Below are 18,120 nucleotides of genomic sequence, written 5' to 3' on the forward strand. Positions count from 1 at the left end.
AATATGGAAGGCAGCACACCGATGAAAAACATTATTATTGCTATTCCGGACGTTAAATTCGCTGAAGACTTGAAAAAACGTCTTGAGTTGAAGGGTCTGAAAACAATTGAAATTATTGTTGTACTTGACCATCTTCTCTCCACGATCGAGCAAAAGACGCAGCAAAGCACTTCTATTTTCGGGATCATCATCTCTAGTTCTCTTGCTAAGAACATTCACGGAAAAAGGTTGGAGCTCTTATCCGACACGATGCTTACGATTCGGGAGCGATATTCCGAGATCCAATTCATTTTTTTAAGCGATGAAACCGATGGGCACCCGTTATTAGCGGAACTGATCTCATTTGGCATATACAACATCTTCACAAGAAACTCCTCTCGGAATCTTAATACAAATGAGTTTGTTGATCTATTACAAAAGCCAAAGGTGTTTTCAGATGTTAAACATCTGCGGGAAATCAATACGGACATACAATGGCGCAATCGTCCTGCTGGAGCGTTAGACGGCGCAAGAAGTATTAATATTAATTTGACCGGCGGTGGGGATTCCAAAGAAACAACCGCGGCGACCAAGGAACCAGTCGTTATTGAAAAGGAAAGAATTATTGAACGGGAACGAATCATAGAGAAGCCTGTTGTGCAAATCGTTGAAAAGGTAAAGGAGATAAAAGTACCACCAAAATTAGTGGTAATCGGCAGCGCCTATTCAGGAGCCGGATCGACGTTCATCACAATGGCCATATCCCGGATTCTTCACTATATCGGTATCAATAACGCTGTAGTAGAACATCCTGCAGCTGATTCGGTTCTTTATTCGCTTCTCTTCGGGGATAGCAAGTGTCCCAAAGATTACAAATTTCTGTCCGAACAAGTTCAGCAGAATGGGGTGCTTGTAAACCGATCGACGGAGTGGGTTGATGGAAATTCGTCTTGGTATCCCGCCCCCCCAGAAGGATTAAAACATATCAATGAATGGACGTCTGATTCAACCTTAAAACTCCTCTACCATGTTAAGGAACCCATCGTTTTGCTGGATGTTTCCCATAGGTGGAGTGAGCCATCAATCAAAGACATATGCCTGGGCGCAGATGAGCTGTTTTTCATAGTGGATCCGCTTATGCCAGTTCGATTTTACCGGAAGGAAACGAAACAGAACACTGACATCTTGTTTGAAGTCAGAAATATGGGTAAGGCCGCAAACATCATTGCAAATCGAGATGTGAACGTTCCAAATCGGAAGGAGTGGTTGGGCTCGTTACCCTTAACCCCTATATCGGTTGTACCGGAATTGCCATACAGCAGCGTCATAAGCTCCATTTGGGGAGGAAAAATGATTGCCGATGACGAGGAATTACAGGATGAATTGATATACGCCTTGTACGGAGTGCTTAAAAGGATAGTCCCGCCAAATTATCCACTTTCACATTTAAAGAAGCGCAGGCGGGCCGGGCTGATAGGAAAATTGTTTGGTGGATCGGGGGGATAACATGGAAACATCCGTACTACTTATTGAACCCGATCCCACAGCTGCACAAGAAATAACTGAAATTTTACAGGAAGGCGGGTTCCTTCCCGTCACAAGACAATCATTTGAGGCGGTCCATGACTCAGTGACTGATGAAATGCCGCCTAAAGCGATTCTTATAGGCACGGATAATGTGAAAGAAAGCGTATTGTCATTCATATCGGAATTAAAAGCTGATCCATCTACTCAGTGGATACCGCTTTTCATTCTATCCCGAACGAATGAAGATTCTTTCCGCATAGATTGTTTCAACGCTGGCGCAGACGAGTTTTTCCTGAAGCCCATACACCCTAAAGAGTTACTTGCTCGGCTTAGAGGATGGGTAAACCGAATTGGAAATTTCGAGGAATCGGCTTTTCGTGATCCACTGACCAAAGCCTATAATCGACGCTATTTCGACCTACACATCTTGCTTGAACTTCAAAAAGCGCAGAAGAATGATTATCCCATATCAGTCGCCTTTATTGACGCAGACAAGTTCAAATCAATCAATGATAACTATGGACACCACGTAGGAGATTTAGTGCTTCAGGGATTAAGTAAGATCCTTCGGGAAAAAACGCGAACTTCGGATTTAGTAGCTCGCTATGGGGGAGAAGAATTCGTTATTTTGTTTCCGAAGGCGAGCGGTGATCAAGCTGCGAACAGGATTCAAACAATCCTTGAATACGTCAGAGAGAACCCGGTGGCCGAGTATGAAGGGCAATTAAGACACATTACGTTCTCATGCGGTGTGGCGGAATGGAAGCCTGGACTAAGCGTTACTGAATGGGTGAAATTGGCCGATGACGGTGTTTATGAAGCAAAAGGACAAGGCAGAAATCGGGTAATTCTATCGAATCTCCAAACGTCTGAACACGATCATCTTGAAGAAAAAAAGAAAGTGCTGATTGTAGCCGGTAAGGGTATGAGTAAGTCGATTGTCTGTGAGATCGACAGTTTGGCTTACGAGATCCAGGAATGGCAGCAGGGGATCGAGGAAGTGCCTCCAGAAATTTGCATTTACGTAATTCCACCAACAAAGGGCTTTGACGCTGGGGAATATGAGCAATTCCGAATGAAACACTTACCTAAAGAGTGTAAGACCTTACTCTTAACTGAGAACCATAAGGCATTAGATTCTTTTCAAATCATGGCAACTGGGATTGACGGCTATCTGAGAGGGCCTTATCTACCAGGTGACATCGAACTTGGATTAAGAAGACTAACCAACTTAAATTGATTGGAAGGAATGAAAGACATGAAGTTCTCAAAAATGCCGCGCTCGTTGCGTCTGCTAATCGTTCTCGTGTTGTATGTAGGGTTGTTTGCAGGTCATGTTACCGGCGTTAATTATTACGTTGAAAATTATTCGGAGAAAGTAGATTCCAGAGAAGTTGTTGTTACAGTTAACGAAATCCCGCTCCATACGGTTATCAACGAAGAAGATGTAGCTATGAAAAGCATTCGGTTGAGTGATCTCGTGGATGGTGCAATGACGGATCCCGCCGAGATTGTCGGTAAAGAGACACAAGCTCCAATGGGAGTTAATGAGCAGTTTCATCCGTCCAAAATAAACACGATCGTTAAGAAAACGGGCGAAATGATTTTGGAAATTCCAAGCGAATGGGTGCTTTCTTTTCCGAAGTCACTGAGGAGAATGGATAAGATTTCGTTCTTACCGGTACTTCAAAAGAATGCGAATGGTCGTGTGGACATTCCGATCTCGGCTTCCCCGGAGTCGGCTCCGGTTCCTGTAATAGCGGATGATCTTAACGCAAAACAATTATCAGAATCCAGAAAGCTGCTTGAAAACGTGACGGTTGCCTATTTTAAAGATAATTCGGCCAATGAGGTCACTGACTCGACAACGGTAACTGAATTCGGTCCGCGGCTAAGTTCTTCAAATCTAGGTGCACGGCTCGAGGTGGCAATGTCGCCGGAACAGTGGGATATGCTGCAAAAGCTAACGCAAAAAAATTACAAATTCGTTATCAGTTATCAATAAGGGAGGGTTACAACCGTGAAGAAAGTTTTGTTTATTGGAGACGATCATAACTTCCGGAAAGAATACCAACAACTCGATCCAGAAAGTGATTTCAAAACGGCTCGATCTTCAGATCCAGTGAAGCGGGAAGAGGAATATGACATTCTTATCATCTCTGATCGTGAAGTTCAGCCGCTTACACTGTCGACTTTTGTGCAAGATTGCCGGGCTCACCAGATCTATTATCTCATCTCCGATAACCATAAAAATTCAATAATTGATAACAAAATTACGCTTTGCAAGCAAAACGGGATTAAACCCATTCAACCGAAACAAACGAATACGCAAATCGTCCATCGTATTTTGGGTATCTCACACAAAGCCAATGGTATAAGAAATGTCTGTGCTGTAATGGGAACACACCCACAGGTCGGCACCACAATGATAACGCTCGAACTGGCCAAGAAACTTGCCGAGCAGGAGCAAACTGTGTGTGTCATGGGATTGAATCAATTTAACCCCGGGACAGCATTCGTAGAAAACTATGTGGGAAACACCCTGGATGAACTCTACGCTCAGATCGTAGACAACCGGCAAACCATAAAGCCGCATGAGCTCATCAACTATATGCACTTTGACGAGAACCGGAAATTTCATTATCTAGCCGGGAATCAGGATTTCTCCAAGCGGGGGTATTTCAAGTCGGAGGATATCGAACACCTGATTGGAATGGCGTCAGAACAATTCGATGTTGTGTTACTGGATGTCGGCTTTTCACCTTGTAACAATTTGACGCTTCAGGGCTTGTTCAAAGCCGAAGTGAAGCTGGTGGTCGGTAGTCAACAACCACATTCAGCGAAAATGTGGAACCAAATGAACAATGACATTCTTCGTATCTTAGGGCTTACTACTGACGAATTCCTACTTGTCGTAAACCGATATAAGCTCGACCTGCCAACAGATGCCAAAGCCCTTCAAAACACCTTAGAGGTTCCCGTCATTACAACGATTCCTGAATTCGGGATTGAGGGGACGATCTGCGAAATGGAAAAGAAGCTGTTAACAGAAAGCAGAGATAAAACGGTTAAGAAGCGGGCAGAGAACAGCATGGAGAGTATGCTGGCTGTTGTAAACGAACGACTCGGTACGAAAGTGACTCGAACGAAGGAGAAAACAGGATTATGGAACAGACTGCTATCGTAACAGCTCCTACCTGGGACTGGCGGGAAAAACCATTTAATATCCGCGACTTTTTACAGGAGAAACAGCTAATTGAGCAAGACAATAAAAAGGCCGCTCAAGTAATCAGGATTGAAAGTGATTCAACCTTTAGCAAAATCAAGCGTGCTGTGGTTGATCATTTCACCGAACGTTTTGAAAGCAGTAAAGAGCACGAAAAAACGACATGGCTCACGCGGCAACATGAGGCAATCATCGGAATGAAGACTTCCATCGATTGGTTCAAACGAGAGATCGAGGAGTTTTTACGCAGAAACAACCTGCTCGGCAGCGCATACCCAACATACTACACTGACATTGTAGAAGCGACGTACCAGGAGACCTATGGTTTGGGTCCCATCTCAACATGGTGGAAGCATGAAAGATATAACGACTCGCAAGCAGCACGAATCATTGGAACTAATATTTTCTTTGAAATTCCCGGCCAGATGGAAGAACTACAAGATATATCGTATCAAAGTGAATCGGATGTATTGCGGGTAGCGAAGCAGTTGAGTTTGAGAAATCCTACTACTTCTCTCAATGCACATAATCCTTCGCTTCAAATTGATATGGCGGACGGTACCCGCGTGACGATTGTCATTCCTCCGTGGTCGGTCCGGCCGATGATCATATTCCGGAATTACACGATCAAGAAGGTCAGCCTGGAGGATATTGCCGCCTACGGAACTTATCCTCATGAATTAATTCATATTCTACGCACGTTTGCTAAAGGGCGTGCGACTACGATGCTTTGCGGTCCGGTTAAAAGCGGAAAGAGTACGTTGCTGGGAGCCATGATTGCAGAGCGAAAGACCTACGACAAAATGATGATTATTCAAAAGGACTTCGATGAGCTTAAAACGTCCGAATTTTATCCAAAGCATGAGGTTATGGAGTTGATTATGACGACCTCTAACATGTCTCGAATCTTCGATCTTGTTCTTCGCTCTGACTATGAATATATCGTAGTCGGGGAATTGCGATCATTGGAGGCTGAAATCTTTCTCAAGGCATGCGAGCGCGGATTACCCGGTGCTTTAACTACCTATCATACTCCTGATCCGGAGAACATTCCCTCGCAGCTGGCGGATGTGATTTTGGATGAACATCCCAATAAAGATCATCATGCCCAATGGGAGCGGGTTGCAAAATCCGTTCACACCGCAATCGTGATGGAGGAGATGAAGGATCGAAGCAAGCGACTGGTAAAAATGACGATGTTCGATTGGAATCCCTTGACGAAAGAATTTAAAACACATGACCTGGTAAGTTGGGATAGAAAAGAAGGGGTATGGCGATTTTCAAGTTTTATTCCAGAACGGGTGCTTTCGGTCCTTGAGAGATACGCGCCTGAAGAGACCACGCAAATGCAGTTCATTCTGGGAAAATTGGCAGAAAAATATCCCATGAGGGGGTGAACCAGAGCAATGTTGAGCGGAGAAATAATTGAACAATTAAGAGCTTCACTGGATCCGTTAATACGGACGGTGTTAATTGGCGGGGTACCGTTAATTATTATATATTTGCTTGCCCGATTCGTTATGCCTCTTACGAGGACCTATAGAATTGTCCGTTTTAGGGGCCTGCCGAGTGTCTCGGAAAACGACAATTCGGCAAAGCCAGTAGCAAAATGGGCCAAGCACCTAGTCCTTCTCTCCCGTTCCATTTCTACCGGTGACGAGAGTGATGAAGAATTGATTCAGCGGTTTTTTGTCATGACGGTCGGGGCTTTTCTCGGAACCTTTGTAGTGTATGGATTTTGGACCGGCCTATTTGACCGAGATACCTTTATGATCTCTCATTTAGTAGATCGCTGGGCGGTCACCATCTCGTTAATGGCTGCAACGGTTCCATACTTCTTAATGCGGATGAAATTGCATCGTGTGCGGATAAAAAACAGTTATGACCTTGTGCCGGCCGTAAATACCCTGCTTCTTAAATACTCCGAATATCGCGGAAACCTTTATTATGCAGTCTTTGAGACAACTAAGGGATTGAACGGGGACATCTTGAATGCCTTTGTAGGGCTGCTTCCTTCTCTGCAAGGGGCTGCAAATTCCAATATCGAGGAAGCAATCGAATTGTTTATCTTCCGAATAAAAACAACCTGGTCGATTCAACTTGGAATTTTGATTCATAAATCGGAAGAGCAAGGAGACAACATTGATCAAGGGCTACGCTGGCTGATTGCTGACATGAGTGAGGTTGCCAAAATTACCGAGGAACTCAAATCAGAAAATCGTGAGACCATGCAGCTCGCTTATATGCCTGCTATTCTGTTGCCGGCGGTCATTTACCTCAATCAGTTCCCTTCGATGGGTAAATCCTGGCATTACTATTTTCAAACCCCGCTTGGTATAAGAATGATCGTCTTTACCTTACTGTTTACACTGTTATGCGCATTGATCGCATATATGATCCAAAAACCAAGAAATGAGGTGTGAGGAATGGCGAACAATATCATAATGATTTGTCTTTACCTGCTGCCACTCATACCGCTGATGTATCTCTTTTCACTGGCTCGAGCAGCCATATTACCAGGGCGACTTTCGGTTTTCACCCAAATGCGACATTACTTCGATGTGAGAAAAGACGATGTAGTTGGATTTTATCAACGTGAGGACATGATTAAGCAATTCGAGGAAGCGGGATTGCTGGCTGCAGGATTTACACCGATGAAATATCGTGTGACTCGGGACTTGGGCATATTCACATTTGCTATGATACTAAACATTCGCTATATCCTAAATGTCGAGCAGGGATATCCGGTATTTGGTCTTGTCCTTCTGTTTCTCCTATACGGGGCCTTGCAGCTGCGCGAATCGTTTCCGATCAAATACCTTTTACTCGGTATGAAAGTACAATATGAACGGCAAAAGAATGCAGAAATTTTCATTCTCCAGCAGCTCATATCCAATGAATATGCTGACAAAAACACAACGAAGCAAAACATTTATCACATGTTTATGTACATGCGGCGGTTTCTTAAATACACTCGGCCGGCCGTGGATCGCTTTCTCGAAGAATACCCTCACGATCCGCATAACAGAGAGAAGGCATTCAACAGTTTCGCCCGAATCGTGGGTACGACGGAGGCCCAATCCTTAGCAGAGATTCTCTACCAAGTAGATCAATCGTCACCCGAAGAAGTCCATGAAATATTGACGAAACGGTATGAGGAGCTCAAGAAAAAACGGCAAGAAGCATATCGCGGAGCTATGAAGGACCGGGGCGTAGTTGCGTATACATTGACCTTTGCCGGTGTCATGATGGTCATTATATGTGGGCTGTTCGTCTACTACCTCGAATACAAAGACATGATGGGTGCCACTTATAACATGAATTAAGGGAGGGAGAAGATGAAAGAGGTCATAATCAAGATTTTATTGATCGCGATAGCTCTCTCCGCAATTACATTCTTTGTCGCAAGTCAGACAGGTCTGTGGGGGGACAGTAAAACCATTAGGGATCGTTCGCACTCGCGGGTAAGCGACAGCTTGGCTCCACCGCCTTAACCATTAGGCGATAATATACGGTTACAAGACAACCCTGAAAGGAGGGGAAACAAGTGAAAGAAATAATCACGAAAATCCTGCTAATCGCAATTGCTTTGTCCGCCTTTACTTTCTTCGTCGTGACGGGTCTTTGGACCGACAGCAAGACGACAGACGGCCGGAAGGATGCGGAAGTTACACGCGCCGTGATCCCGCAAAACTAATAGTTTCTAGCGAAGGGGAATAATACAGATGAAAGAAATAATCACGAAAGTCCTGCTAATTGCAATTGCTTTGTCGGCCTTTACTTACTTCGTCGTGACGGGTCTTTGGACCGACAGCAAAACAACGGACGGCCGGAAGGATGCGGAAGTTATGCGCTCCGTGATCCCGCAATCATAAGAGTTGGGAGTGCTTTTCTGTGAAAGAGGTCATTGCCAAAATCTTAATCATTGCGCTGGTCTGCTCGGCTTTTACGGCGTTCATCATTACGGGGCTTTTTCCAGTCTCTAAGACGTCTAAAACGAACATATCGGTGAAGCTAACTGAGAAGAATGTACCGCAGTAATGTGCCAGTTGGAGGGTTGGGTGACTTATGAAAGAAGTGATCGTCAAAATTTTATTGATTGCCCTTGCGCTTGCCTGCCTATCCGTCGTAGCATTCCCGACAATATGGCAGGACGGAAAGGATACGAAGGAACGGGCAAAAGCGCATTATCAGAATATGTTCCAGTAGGAGGTGAAGGGGGAGGCTTAAAACCTCCCCCGGATACTTATGAAGCAGTCCATTACTTTGATTATGGTTTTTCCTTTTATGGTATTCTTCATGTTCCAGCCATTTTTAACCGAGATTGTGCATATGCGGGGTGTCGTATTAGAACAAACAACGCATAAGTATGCAAAATTGGCTGCTAGGGAAGGTTACCTTTCACCAACGCTAATTAACCAGATGAAGGCGGATCTGCAGGCGCTTAATTTCAACACAACCCCATTGGTAGTCGCTGGCACGACCGGCGGCCGTGTGGCCAGAGGTACTGATGTCAATATAACGGTTCAATACCCAGTTGGTAATATGTTTATACTTATGAATTGGTTCGGCAGCGACTCCCCATCCGGCAACTATAAGTTTAGCGCTACTGAGATGTCGGAATACATCCCATAAGAAAATGAGGAAAAATTATGAAATGGGCTATACTTCTTCTTTTTACAGCCGCGTTCTGTACAATACTATGGATATGGCAGATGGACAACCATACAAGTAAAACGGGGTATTCCCGCCTCAAAAATTCATTGGACTTAGCTACACATGATGCGGCTATGCAAATTGATAAAAATGAGCTGGCCCGAAACGGTCGTATTATTTTTGCAAATAACGCACAAGGCATTTTAAGTGCGACATTGCAAAAGAATCTTCGACTGGACTTAAACAATTACCCTGTCGCGCCAAATATGTTTCGTTCTTCAGATCAGGTAAGGGTTCTCGTTTTTGATAAATTGGAAAGCGGTTGTCCCAATAGTGCCGCTGGATTTCCATGTACATATAACAATACGACCTACGGATATGTCGATACGATTAGAGGACCGAGTATAGTAGCAATTATTTCGATGCGTCATCCTCGCCCCTTTGCATTCTCGGCAGATCGCAGTTATATAGTGGGCAGCTCTCATGAATATAAGGGTTACTAAGTGTTGCAAAACACCAGGTACTTTCCTATAATGATGGAAGATGAATACGACTCTTTCGAGAGGCAGGAAGCACCTGCTTACAAGGGATACCCTTGTTTGCGGTGCTTCTTTGCGTTCCATCACTTAAATCGCACGCGCACGAGGCAACACTTTAAATTACTGAGAAGGAGATTACATGAAAACCAACATCCGAATCGTCGCTTAGTCTCATTTGTTCTTGCTGCAGAAGCGGTTGCTGGATTATCGAGATTTGCTAATTATTTAAGTTTAACCGATAAAAATAGAATGCTTTTAAAAATGAGGAAATAGAGACGGGATGGTAAAATAGGGATACGGTAATCATTCTCCATGATTAGTTACAAAACGGGGCTAGAAAAATGATATGAGGAGTGGTTTTTATGAAAAATAAGTTGTTAACTGCTTTGATCTTGGCATTTGCAATTACTTCGGTGAGCCCAGTTGCCTCAGCTGCAACTAAGAATTATGTTGATATGGAAATTGCAGTGTTAGTAAATGCAAGGAAAATTAAGTCTGATGTAAGACCCAAAAATGTAAATGGTCAAACACTAGTTGAGCTGCGATCTATTGTTAAAAGCCTGGGGGCGAAATTAGAATTGCAAGGGAAGGTTATTACAATTGCCAAAGGGGATCGTATTGTTCAACTGACTATCGGTGAAAAAAAAGCTACTGTAAATGGTAGAGAAGTTCCATTAATGCTTCCTGCTAATGTCGAGAAGGGTAGAACGCTAGTGCCAATGCGTTTTGTAAGTGAGGCGCTCGGCGAGGAAGTCGTTTGGGATCATGTTAATCGTTATGTGTGGATTGGACATAAGAATGTACCTAAACTTGAAGATGCGGTAGAAGCAGTAGAAATTAAACCATTTCTGAAATACTTCAAAGGAACTGATAGTGAATTAGTTCTTTTTAACCGAACCACACAGAAGCAACATACTAAAGTGTGTGTTATCAAGGAAATGGATTTTCCTGTGAGTATTGACGGTGAAATCTACTATCGTATGGATCTCGCGACAACAGCGACAGGTTATGTTTATACAAGGGCAAGTACAAATGATAATACGGGAACTATGGGCACAAGCACTTACTTGTTGCAGACGGGTCAACCTCTGAAGCTAAGGGGAGAAGCTGCCGGTATGCGTGAGAAGCACGGTGACATTACCCTACACTATAATTTAATTGCATCCAGGGTAGATAAATCACGTTATCAAATCAAAGATTGGGAGAAGCTTCGCATTACTAATATTGAATACCTTGGAATTCTACTACACTCTGATTCAGCGGGTGCTTTACCGCAACTTGGTAATTTGAGTTAATATTTAAGTAGGTTAATTATGTTGAGCTTCAGCATCGAAGGTACTAAAGGATTACACTAAATGACAAAGGGGATGGTTAGTGATGATGGCAAGAACATGGTTGGTTATGGTTTTGGTAGTGTGTTTGATTGTTCCTTATGGCGGAGAGTTGTATTCACGATAAACAGGAATAGACAGAATATTCAGTTTGTATCAATCTAAACAACTATGGAGAGTGATTTTAGTGAAAGAATATACCGTTAGATTTATGACTTGTTGTTTTCTTGCATTTACTCTTATTTTTGGATTAGTACCTGTTCAGTCTGTAATCTTAGCGCAATCTGATCAAAAATTTAAAGATGTTCCTAAGACCTTTTGGGCTTCTGGCGCTATTAATGCTCTTTCAGACAAAGGATTTGTCGGTGGGTATACTGACGGGACGTTCAGACCGAATAAAACTATATCTAGAGCTGAATTTACAACTATGCTCGTTAAAATATCAGCACTAACTAACGCAAAACAAAATCCTTATAAAGATGTGACTGGCGGTTGGGCTTTACATCCTGTAAATGTTGCTTATGCGGCGGGTTTAATCCCTACTTCTGATTTTGGAAACGAGTTTAAGCCAAATCAAAATATAACCCGATATGAAATCTCAAGAATGATATCTAAGGCTATGATAAAAGACCAAAGCTATAAAGAGTTTTTTGATACATTTTCAAAGTTGAACAATAGTGATTTACCTTTGACGGATAGCAAAAGTATTCAACGAGGACAAATTCAATATGTAGCTTTGACTTTAGGTACCGGGATAATGAGCGGATATAATGATCAGTCAATCGGATTGAGGAATAATGCTACGAGAGCAGAAGCAGTAGCTATGCTGACAAGTTACTACAATAGTAGAAGTAAGAAACCTGAGGATTACCAGTACCTTAAAGAGTTAAAAGAACTTGCCGAAACAGGAATTAATGTAGAAACAGTTTCCACATCGGTTCCATATATAAACATCGTTGAAGGTAAGATGTATGATATCGTTACAAAAAAATGGATAAACAGTAAACTAACTCTTACCCATCCTAATTATACGGTCAAACTAAAACGGATGTATTTACTTCCTTATGATAAAAATAAAAAGAGTTTATATGGGGATAAATTTATAGGGAAGGATACAGTTATACGCAAAGATTACTCGGGAATGATAGTTGTTGTCACAGACATAACCTTTAATAAAGACGGAGATAGAATGCTTTTTATGCAAAATCTTGGTCTGAAAACACCTGCTCGTATAACTTCTAGCCATCCCTATGAAAAATTTGGCATAATTCATCCTTATATTAGCCACCACGATTATGATTTTATATTGAAGAAAGGAGAAACAAAAGAAATTACGTTTTACGGATACTATGAAGAAGGAACCACAGATAGGATTGATATAAGTGGTGTTTATCAGAATTCTATATTACTTAAAGCTCGTTTTCGTTAGAAAGAGAGGAGTTTAATTGAGAATTAATAAAAGGTATGTACACTTGCTGTTATGTATGTTTTTGATCGTAACATCTATTCCTTTATACCCCTCAAGTGCTTCTGGAGCAACTATAACAGTAACGGTTAAGCAGAGCTTTAACCCTGGATACTACTGGTGTCAACATATAGACGGTACGTGGAGTACTAGTAGCACCATTCAAGGTGCTGTAGTTGCGCCTAACGATGGTGGAGAGCCCAGAAAAACTTGGGTTAAAACTTCTACTAATATATCTGCTCCTTTGAACGTAAGTTGGGAGGATGCTAATGGTAATACTTACAGTGGCTCTGAGGTGAAAAATCCGAAACCTAAATCAGTTACTATGCAGGTAGATGCTGACCCTGCATTACAAGGTAATCCTACTATTTCAGGGAATACCGTTTATATAGAAGGGTATTCTGGTAAAGGAGTACACGGGTACACTGGTGCTATTTGCGGTGGCAACAATAATATGATTTACCCTTTCCCTGTTACGGTTACTTTTGAAGGTACTATAGAAGTAACTACCGGAACGCATACAACCAGACATTACACAACAGCAGGTCAATCCTTACAGGCTGTTTTCCCTGATGTAGTTAGAACTATGACAAAAGATCAATCTTATTCAACTACACCGCCTGCTAACTCAGAATATACTTACGTAGGGTATAAATTTAGTAAGGATGGAAGCCCTCCCACCGGAGGGAACATTATAGAAGGAAGCCCTCCGGTAGAGACTTATGATGGTACATATACTCATTATTACTTATATCTGTACTACAAAGCACCCGAAGCATTTGTTAGACATGTAAACGAAAGTGGACAAAGTTTGTCTAGTATATTTACTGATACTAGAAGAAGTCTAGTAAACGGACAAAACTATTCATTCCCAGCTCCTACTAACGCCAATTATCAATATTTAGGGTTTGTCCGTTCAACAACAGGTAGTCCACCTACTGATTTTAGCTCACCTACAAATCGTCTTTACGAATTAACTCCTTACACTGGAAATTTTAATACGTTATATCTGTATCATGTTTATCGACCTGTAGGGGATGGGGAGATTAAAGTCCGACATATGGTACGGCAGGGGCCAAATGGAAGCTTCACACTAGCAAATGAAACCTCCGAGGCAGTAAGTACCTTGCCAGCAAGCAGGACGGTAAATCCGGTTGCGTCACACGGTACGCTGCTTGGCCGAAATGTAAATTATTCTGGTTATACAAATGCTATAGATCAGGGTAATTCTATCACAGTCAATTTGACGACAACGAATAAAACGGGATATGTTTCTTTCTTCTATGAGCAGCCTGTTTCGTTTACGGTAAACTTTGATGTATTGCCATCGACAATTGAATATAGAGATTCTTTTTCACTTGTACCGAAGGACTTTCATTTAAATGGTTGTACATACATTGCGCATAAGTATCAGATTTCACGAAATGGTATTTTTGAAACACCGTGGATATCCGGACAGACGGTAACAACATCATATAGTCATTCGAATTACCCCTGGAACATTGGCACGGGGCAGCATATGATCACGATCAAGATTAATACCAGCTGCGGACAATCGGAATGGTTGTCTCCTAAGACCTTAACGGTAACTTCTCCGACAAATAATAGACCGCCAGAATTTCGGGTTGGTTTTGTCCATCCGAATGAACAAACAAGGCCGGTTCATGAGGTTGTAGAAGGAACCACTATGAATCTGATTTATATTACGGATCCGTCAGTACCTACGCCAACCGACCCGGATGGGGATTTACTGACGTTTATGGGTTTTGATACCGTGGGAAGCGATAGCGCTTTTATTCAATCTCTCCCCTCTAAGGGAACACTCTATGCCAATGGTTATCATCAGATCACAATGGATACGACCGGTTATCATCATGTGACAGCACAGATGCGGGACCAATGGGGATTAACGGCAACCGCTTCGACCTGGATCTTAGTTGTGCCTAGAAATCCCGTTGCTGTTCCGGGCTGTCCGGCAGAGGTGAAATCGGGCAGGCCGATTCCATTATCAGAATTTACGTCCACGAACAGTTACAGTCCAGTTGGCCGCACAATCGACCACAGCCGGGATGAATGGACAAATCTCCAAACAAATTACACCAATGATACCAGTTCGGACATCACAGTTCAGGTTTCATTGCATGTATACGATCGTACGGGCATGAGATCGCTCGATCCAGGTGTTTGTAACATAATCGTCAAACCGGATCTGCCACCGATCGCTAAGCTGGAAGTACCTCCGGTTGGAATTAGGCATCAAATGATCGACATTCTTAACAAATCGACGAGTCCGGATGGAGATGCCATCGTTAAAACCCAGTATAAATATAAGTACGATCAGAATAATGACGGCTTTGAAGATGATGAATGGATCGGCATGGTAGGTACTCTGAATCGGCTTCCGTTCACTCCGACCGAAGTCGGAAAATATCTTTTTTATGTCAAAGTGACCGAAGAATACGGGCAAACTGATGATACCTTAGACGAAGACATTGCCATATTAACGCTGGATGTCATTAATAATGCGCCGGAAGTATCCTTTGATATCGAAGGTAACAATCCGCAACCGGATCTTAATCCATCTTCGACTATAAGTGCTGCGCAAATGTTGAATTGGCCTGTCTACGTCACTAATGAAGGTAGACAAGTCTACAATAAAAACAACCTGTGGCAAGTGCAGAACGGAAGGCTGGTTAGCGGCGAAGGGAAAAATTTCGGGCAGCAACAAATGTTTCAATATTTTGTGAAGTATCCAACTTATTCGAGATGGAACGCATTTGATATGAGTAATAATGGTTTTGGTCCGAACCGTTTATCACCTTACCGGGCTGCAACCAATACGCCGCAATTTGCGTTCACTTTAGCTAATCCCAGCGGTAGGCAGCTTGTTTATTATGATTCAAATTACCGATTGTTGAATAACCTAAACTATAGTCAAGCTGCAGCCCCAAAAATGAGATCGACGAAAAATCTGTTCATTTTTGATGAAGCAACCAATTCGGGTATGTGGAATAGATCCATGCGTATTTATGGTTTGGATCCAAAGAAGCTATCACCAATAGAATCATATTTTCAAAATGGATCGCTACTATTCCGCTATAAAAATGGAAGCCCCTTTGTGTTTGACATAGCGGTATCTCAAGCCTTGAGCATTAATTGGGAGTTAGCCGGTCATTATCTTTATGTTCTACGTTATACCGGCGAATATGAGCTGATTGTTTATAATACTTTGAATGGCCAACAAGTGCGTCGTCAAGTGTTTCCGCTAGACTTTGGAAAAGGACAGAACAATAGCTATTCGTTGTGGGAAATTAGCCATGCGCAGGGCACAGATATTTATTTGCGCAGCGACATTTCAAACAGTAATGAATTTAAACAGGCGGGAAAGGAATCCACTCGCTGGATTAAATTTACACCTGACTTGAATAAAACGGATCTGCCATCATGGACGATTCCGGTTGCGAGGGATTCGCGAGTTTCTTCAGATGATGTCCAATATATCTCGTCCAGACCTTTATTTACAGATCCCAGCGGGGCGATTTATGCTTATGAAGGCTTTAGACAATCCAGCGGAACGGAACAAACGCCCAGAAGATATTATGACTTAAGTGTGGCCAAGTATAATCCGGATTTAACGCTGGCGTGGAGACAGTATTTAACGGGACCGAACGAATTGGGTTATCCGACCAAAGCTTCAACTGGCACGTTGTACAATATGTATGATCTGGATCAATTTAACGGACTGGTGATCAATCCATTTACGAATGAAGTACAGGTCCGGACGTACCAGCTGTTTAATAAGCCCGGTGAAATCTATCAAAGTGACCGGGAAATCGTATCGGTATATAATACTGCAAATGGTGCGTTAAAATCCCGATTCATGGCCAACGACAACAACCAAGGCTTTGATGCACACCGTTTCTCAAAAGATAATGGTTCAACGATTTATTTTGACTTCAATGGGACCAAACATCAGAACCAGAATAGCACCGTCACCACAGAAGGGTTTCGCACGACCCAGCCTACCGCTTGTGGACCGACAAACCCTGTATACAACGCTGCAGGAATAAAAGTCGGAGATGTAGTAGGGAATAGCTCATGTACGTCTAATGTGCAGTTCTTTGGCGAATATTTTGGCGATGGATTTTATGTCTCATTAACGCGCCCTAATAACAGTGATGAAATAAACTATTCTTTAAAAGCGTCCTATGGATCACCATCTACAGCGCCGCTTGTGAATCGGGCTTTTACCAACGGGCAATTCTTATCGAACACGGACCTGGCAAACGCAGAAGTCAGTTTTACGTTCTCGGTGGCCGATGTGGATTACGATAAGGATTCACTAGGCTTCTCCTTCCGCATGAGAGATCCGCGTAATCGCTATGCTTTTGAGACGAATGGGAGCCAGCTTTCATTGACCAAGTATATTAATGGAGCGAGAACGCAGTTGGCCACAGGAAGTTATCCTTTACAAGATGGCCAATCTTACACCCTTAAACTGAAATTTATAGGTAACAGTATTGAGGTATGGCTTAATAATATTCCTGTACTTCAAGCGCAGGATAATACTTATACAACGGGTAAATTCGGTTATTTTGCGGACAAGTCGTTTGTCACTTTTAGCGCACTTCGCTACAAAGGATTGCAGAATCAAGAGTTTTGGTCCAAGCAGTTTGCCATCTGGAATGAAGGGACTGCCAAAGCGGATGTAAGATACAGTAATATCCTTTTTACAGATCCGGAGAAAGATCCGATGGCAGGGACTTACCAATGGAATATCCTGCATGCGCCTCGATTTATTAATAATCAAGGGATATCCAGCTTACACGGGAAGACGTTTAATTCACAGCAACTAACCTTTGATAAAGTGGGTGATTACACAGTACAACTGAGGGCAAAAGATGATCCGCATCCGAATTTTCATTTCCCAAGTATAGTTTTTGACATGTATCGGAAAACATCAAATGAGTTTAATCAAATGGTTACTGTGCATCGCAGGCCGATATCCGACTTTACGGTGGCACAAGATGCGAGTGGGAGAGTTCTCTGGACCGATAGCAGCCGTGACCCGGATCGATACGCTAGCGCGACCAATTATTCACCATCGGAAAATGGCATCGACTACAGAGCCACAAGAGGGATATTGGAGAAAAGATTTTATTACATCACACCGAGCGGCAACTACGTGGCGCAAAAGATCGTTACACCACAGGAGCTTGGTGTGTACGAAGTAGGAATGGCGGTCAAGGACGAGTATGACGCTTGGTCTGATTATACGGTCAGAATGCTAAATGTCGGAACATTACCGCCAAACAATACTCCACCAGTTCCAGGTTTTACAACCAGTCATGTGAATACCTTTAGAGGGATACCGGTGACAATCGATTCGACAGCATA

The 18,120-nt window shown here is 42.8% G+C and carries 16 protein-coding genes; all 16 read left to right on the forward strand.

From position 1 onward, the window contains the following. The first annotated feature begins 3 nt into the window (after positions 1–3). Complete coding sequence (locus IEW11_RS19705) at positions 4–1,485, forward strand: hypothetical protein (protein WP_188532783.1); 1,482 nt, start codon at positions 4–6, stop codon at positions 1,483–1,485. Position 1,486: 1 nt separating this feature from the next. Then, complete coding sequence (locus IEW11_RS19710) at positions 1,487–2,746, forward strand: GGDEF domain-containing response regulator (protein WP_188532784.1); 1,260 nt, start codon at positions 1,487–1,489, stop codon at positions 2,744–2,746. An 18-nt stretch (positions 2,747–2,764) separates the two neighbouring features. Beyond that, positions 2,765–3,511, forward strand: a complete 747-nt coding sequence (locus IEW11_RS19715; RefSeq protein WP_188532785.1) for an SAF domain-containing protein — start codon at positions 2,765–2,767, stop codon at positions 3,509–3,511. A gap of 15 nt (positions 3,512–3,526) precedes the next feature. Then, on the forward strand, positions 3,527–4,693 hold the full coding sequence (locus IEW11_RS19720; RefSeq protein WP_188532786.1) for a CpaE/TadZ family protein: 1,167 nt from the start codon (positions 3,527–3,529) through the stop codon (positions 4,691–4,693). Further along, positions 4,672–6,129: an ATPase, T2SS/T4P/T4SS family gene (locus IEW11_RS19725; protein WP_188532787.1), complete on the forward strand. Its 1,458-nt coding sequence runs from the start codon at positions 4,672–4,674 to the stop codon at positions 6,127–6,129. The genes IEW11_RS19720 and IEW11_RS19725 overlap by 22 nt, the downstream gene beginning before the upstream one ends. Positions 6,130–6,138: 9 nt before the next feature. After that, the gene (locus tag IEW11_RS19730; RefSeq protein ID WP_188532788.1) at positions 6,139–7,155 is read left to right on the forward strand and encodes a hypothetical protein; all 1,017 of its coding nucleotides are present in this window, start codon (positions 6,139–6,141) and stop codon (positions 7,153–7,155) included. Between the two features lie 3 nt (positions 7,156–7,158). After that, on the forward strand, positions 7,159–8,058 hold the full coding sequence (locus tag IEW11_RS19735; RefSeq protein ID WP_188532789.1) for a hypothetical protein: 900 nt from the start codon (positions 7,159–7,161) through the stop codon (positions 8,056–8,058). A gap of 12 nt (positions 8,059–8,070) precedes the next feature. Further along, the gene (locus IEW11_RS19740; RefSeq protein ID WP_188532790.1) at positions 8,071–8,226 is read left to right on the forward strand and encodes a hypothetical protein; all 156 of its coding nucleotides are present in this window, start codon (positions 8,071–8,073) and stop codon (positions 8,224–8,226) included. A gap of 53 nt (positions 8,227–8,279) precedes the next feature. After that, the gene (locus tag IEW11_RS19745) at positions 8,280–8,429 is read left to right on the forward strand and encodes a hypothetical protein (RefSeq protein ID WP_188532791.1); all 150 of its coding nucleotides are present in this window, start codon (positions 8,280–8,282) and stop codon (positions 8,427–8,429) included. A 28-nt stretch (positions 8,430–8,457) separates the two neighbouring features. After that, positions 8,458–8,607 (forward strand): hypothetical protein, encoded by a 150-nt coding sequence (locus IEW11_RS19750; protein WP_188532792.1) that lies wholly within the window; start codon positions 8,458–8,460, stop codon positions 8,605–8,607. Positions 8,608–8,800: 193 nt separating this feature from the next. After that, positions 8,801–8,941 (forward strand): hypothetical protein, encoded by a 141-nt coding sequence (locus IEW11_RS19755; protein WP_188532793.1) that lies wholly within the window; start codon positions 8,801–8,803, stop codon positions 8,939–8,941. A gap of 90 nt (positions 8,942–9,031) precedes the next feature. After that, a complete protein-coding gene (locus tag IEW11_RS19760) occupies positions 9,032–9,367 on the forward strand; it encodes a hypothetical protein (RefSeq protein WP_188532794.1) in 336 nt (111 codons plus the stop codon). Between the two features lie 17 nt (positions 9,368–9,384). Beyond that, on the forward strand, positions 9,385–9,891 hold the full coding sequence (locus IEW11_RS19765) for a hypothetical protein (protein WP_188532795.1): 507 nt from the start codon (positions 9,385–9,387) through the stop codon (positions 9,889–9,891). A 398-nt stretch (positions 9,892–10,289) separates the two neighbouring features. Next, on the forward strand, positions 10,290–11,222 hold the full coding sequence (locus IEW11_RS19770) for a copper amine oxidase N-terminal domain-containing protein (RefSeq protein WP_188532796.1): 933 nt from the start codon (positions 10,290–10,292) through the stop codon (positions 11,220–11,222). Between the two features lie 223 nt (positions 11,223–11,445). Then, complete coding sequence (locus IEW11_RS19775) at positions 11,446–12,687, forward strand: S-layer homology domain-containing protein (RefSeq protein WP_188532797.1); 1,242 nt, start codon at positions 11,446–11,448, stop codon at positions 12,685–12,687. Positions 12,688–12,703: 16 nt separating this feature from the next. Next, on the forward strand, positions 12,704–18,120 hold a 5,417-nt coding region (locus IEW11_RS19780; protein WP_188532798.1), incomplete at its 3' end, for a hypothetical protein.

The sequence above is a fragment of the Paenibacillus abyssi genome (assembly GCF_014640295.1).
Lineage (GTDB): Bacteria > Bacillota > Bacilli > Paenibacillales > Paenibacillaceae > Paenibacillus_D > Paenibacillus_D abyssi.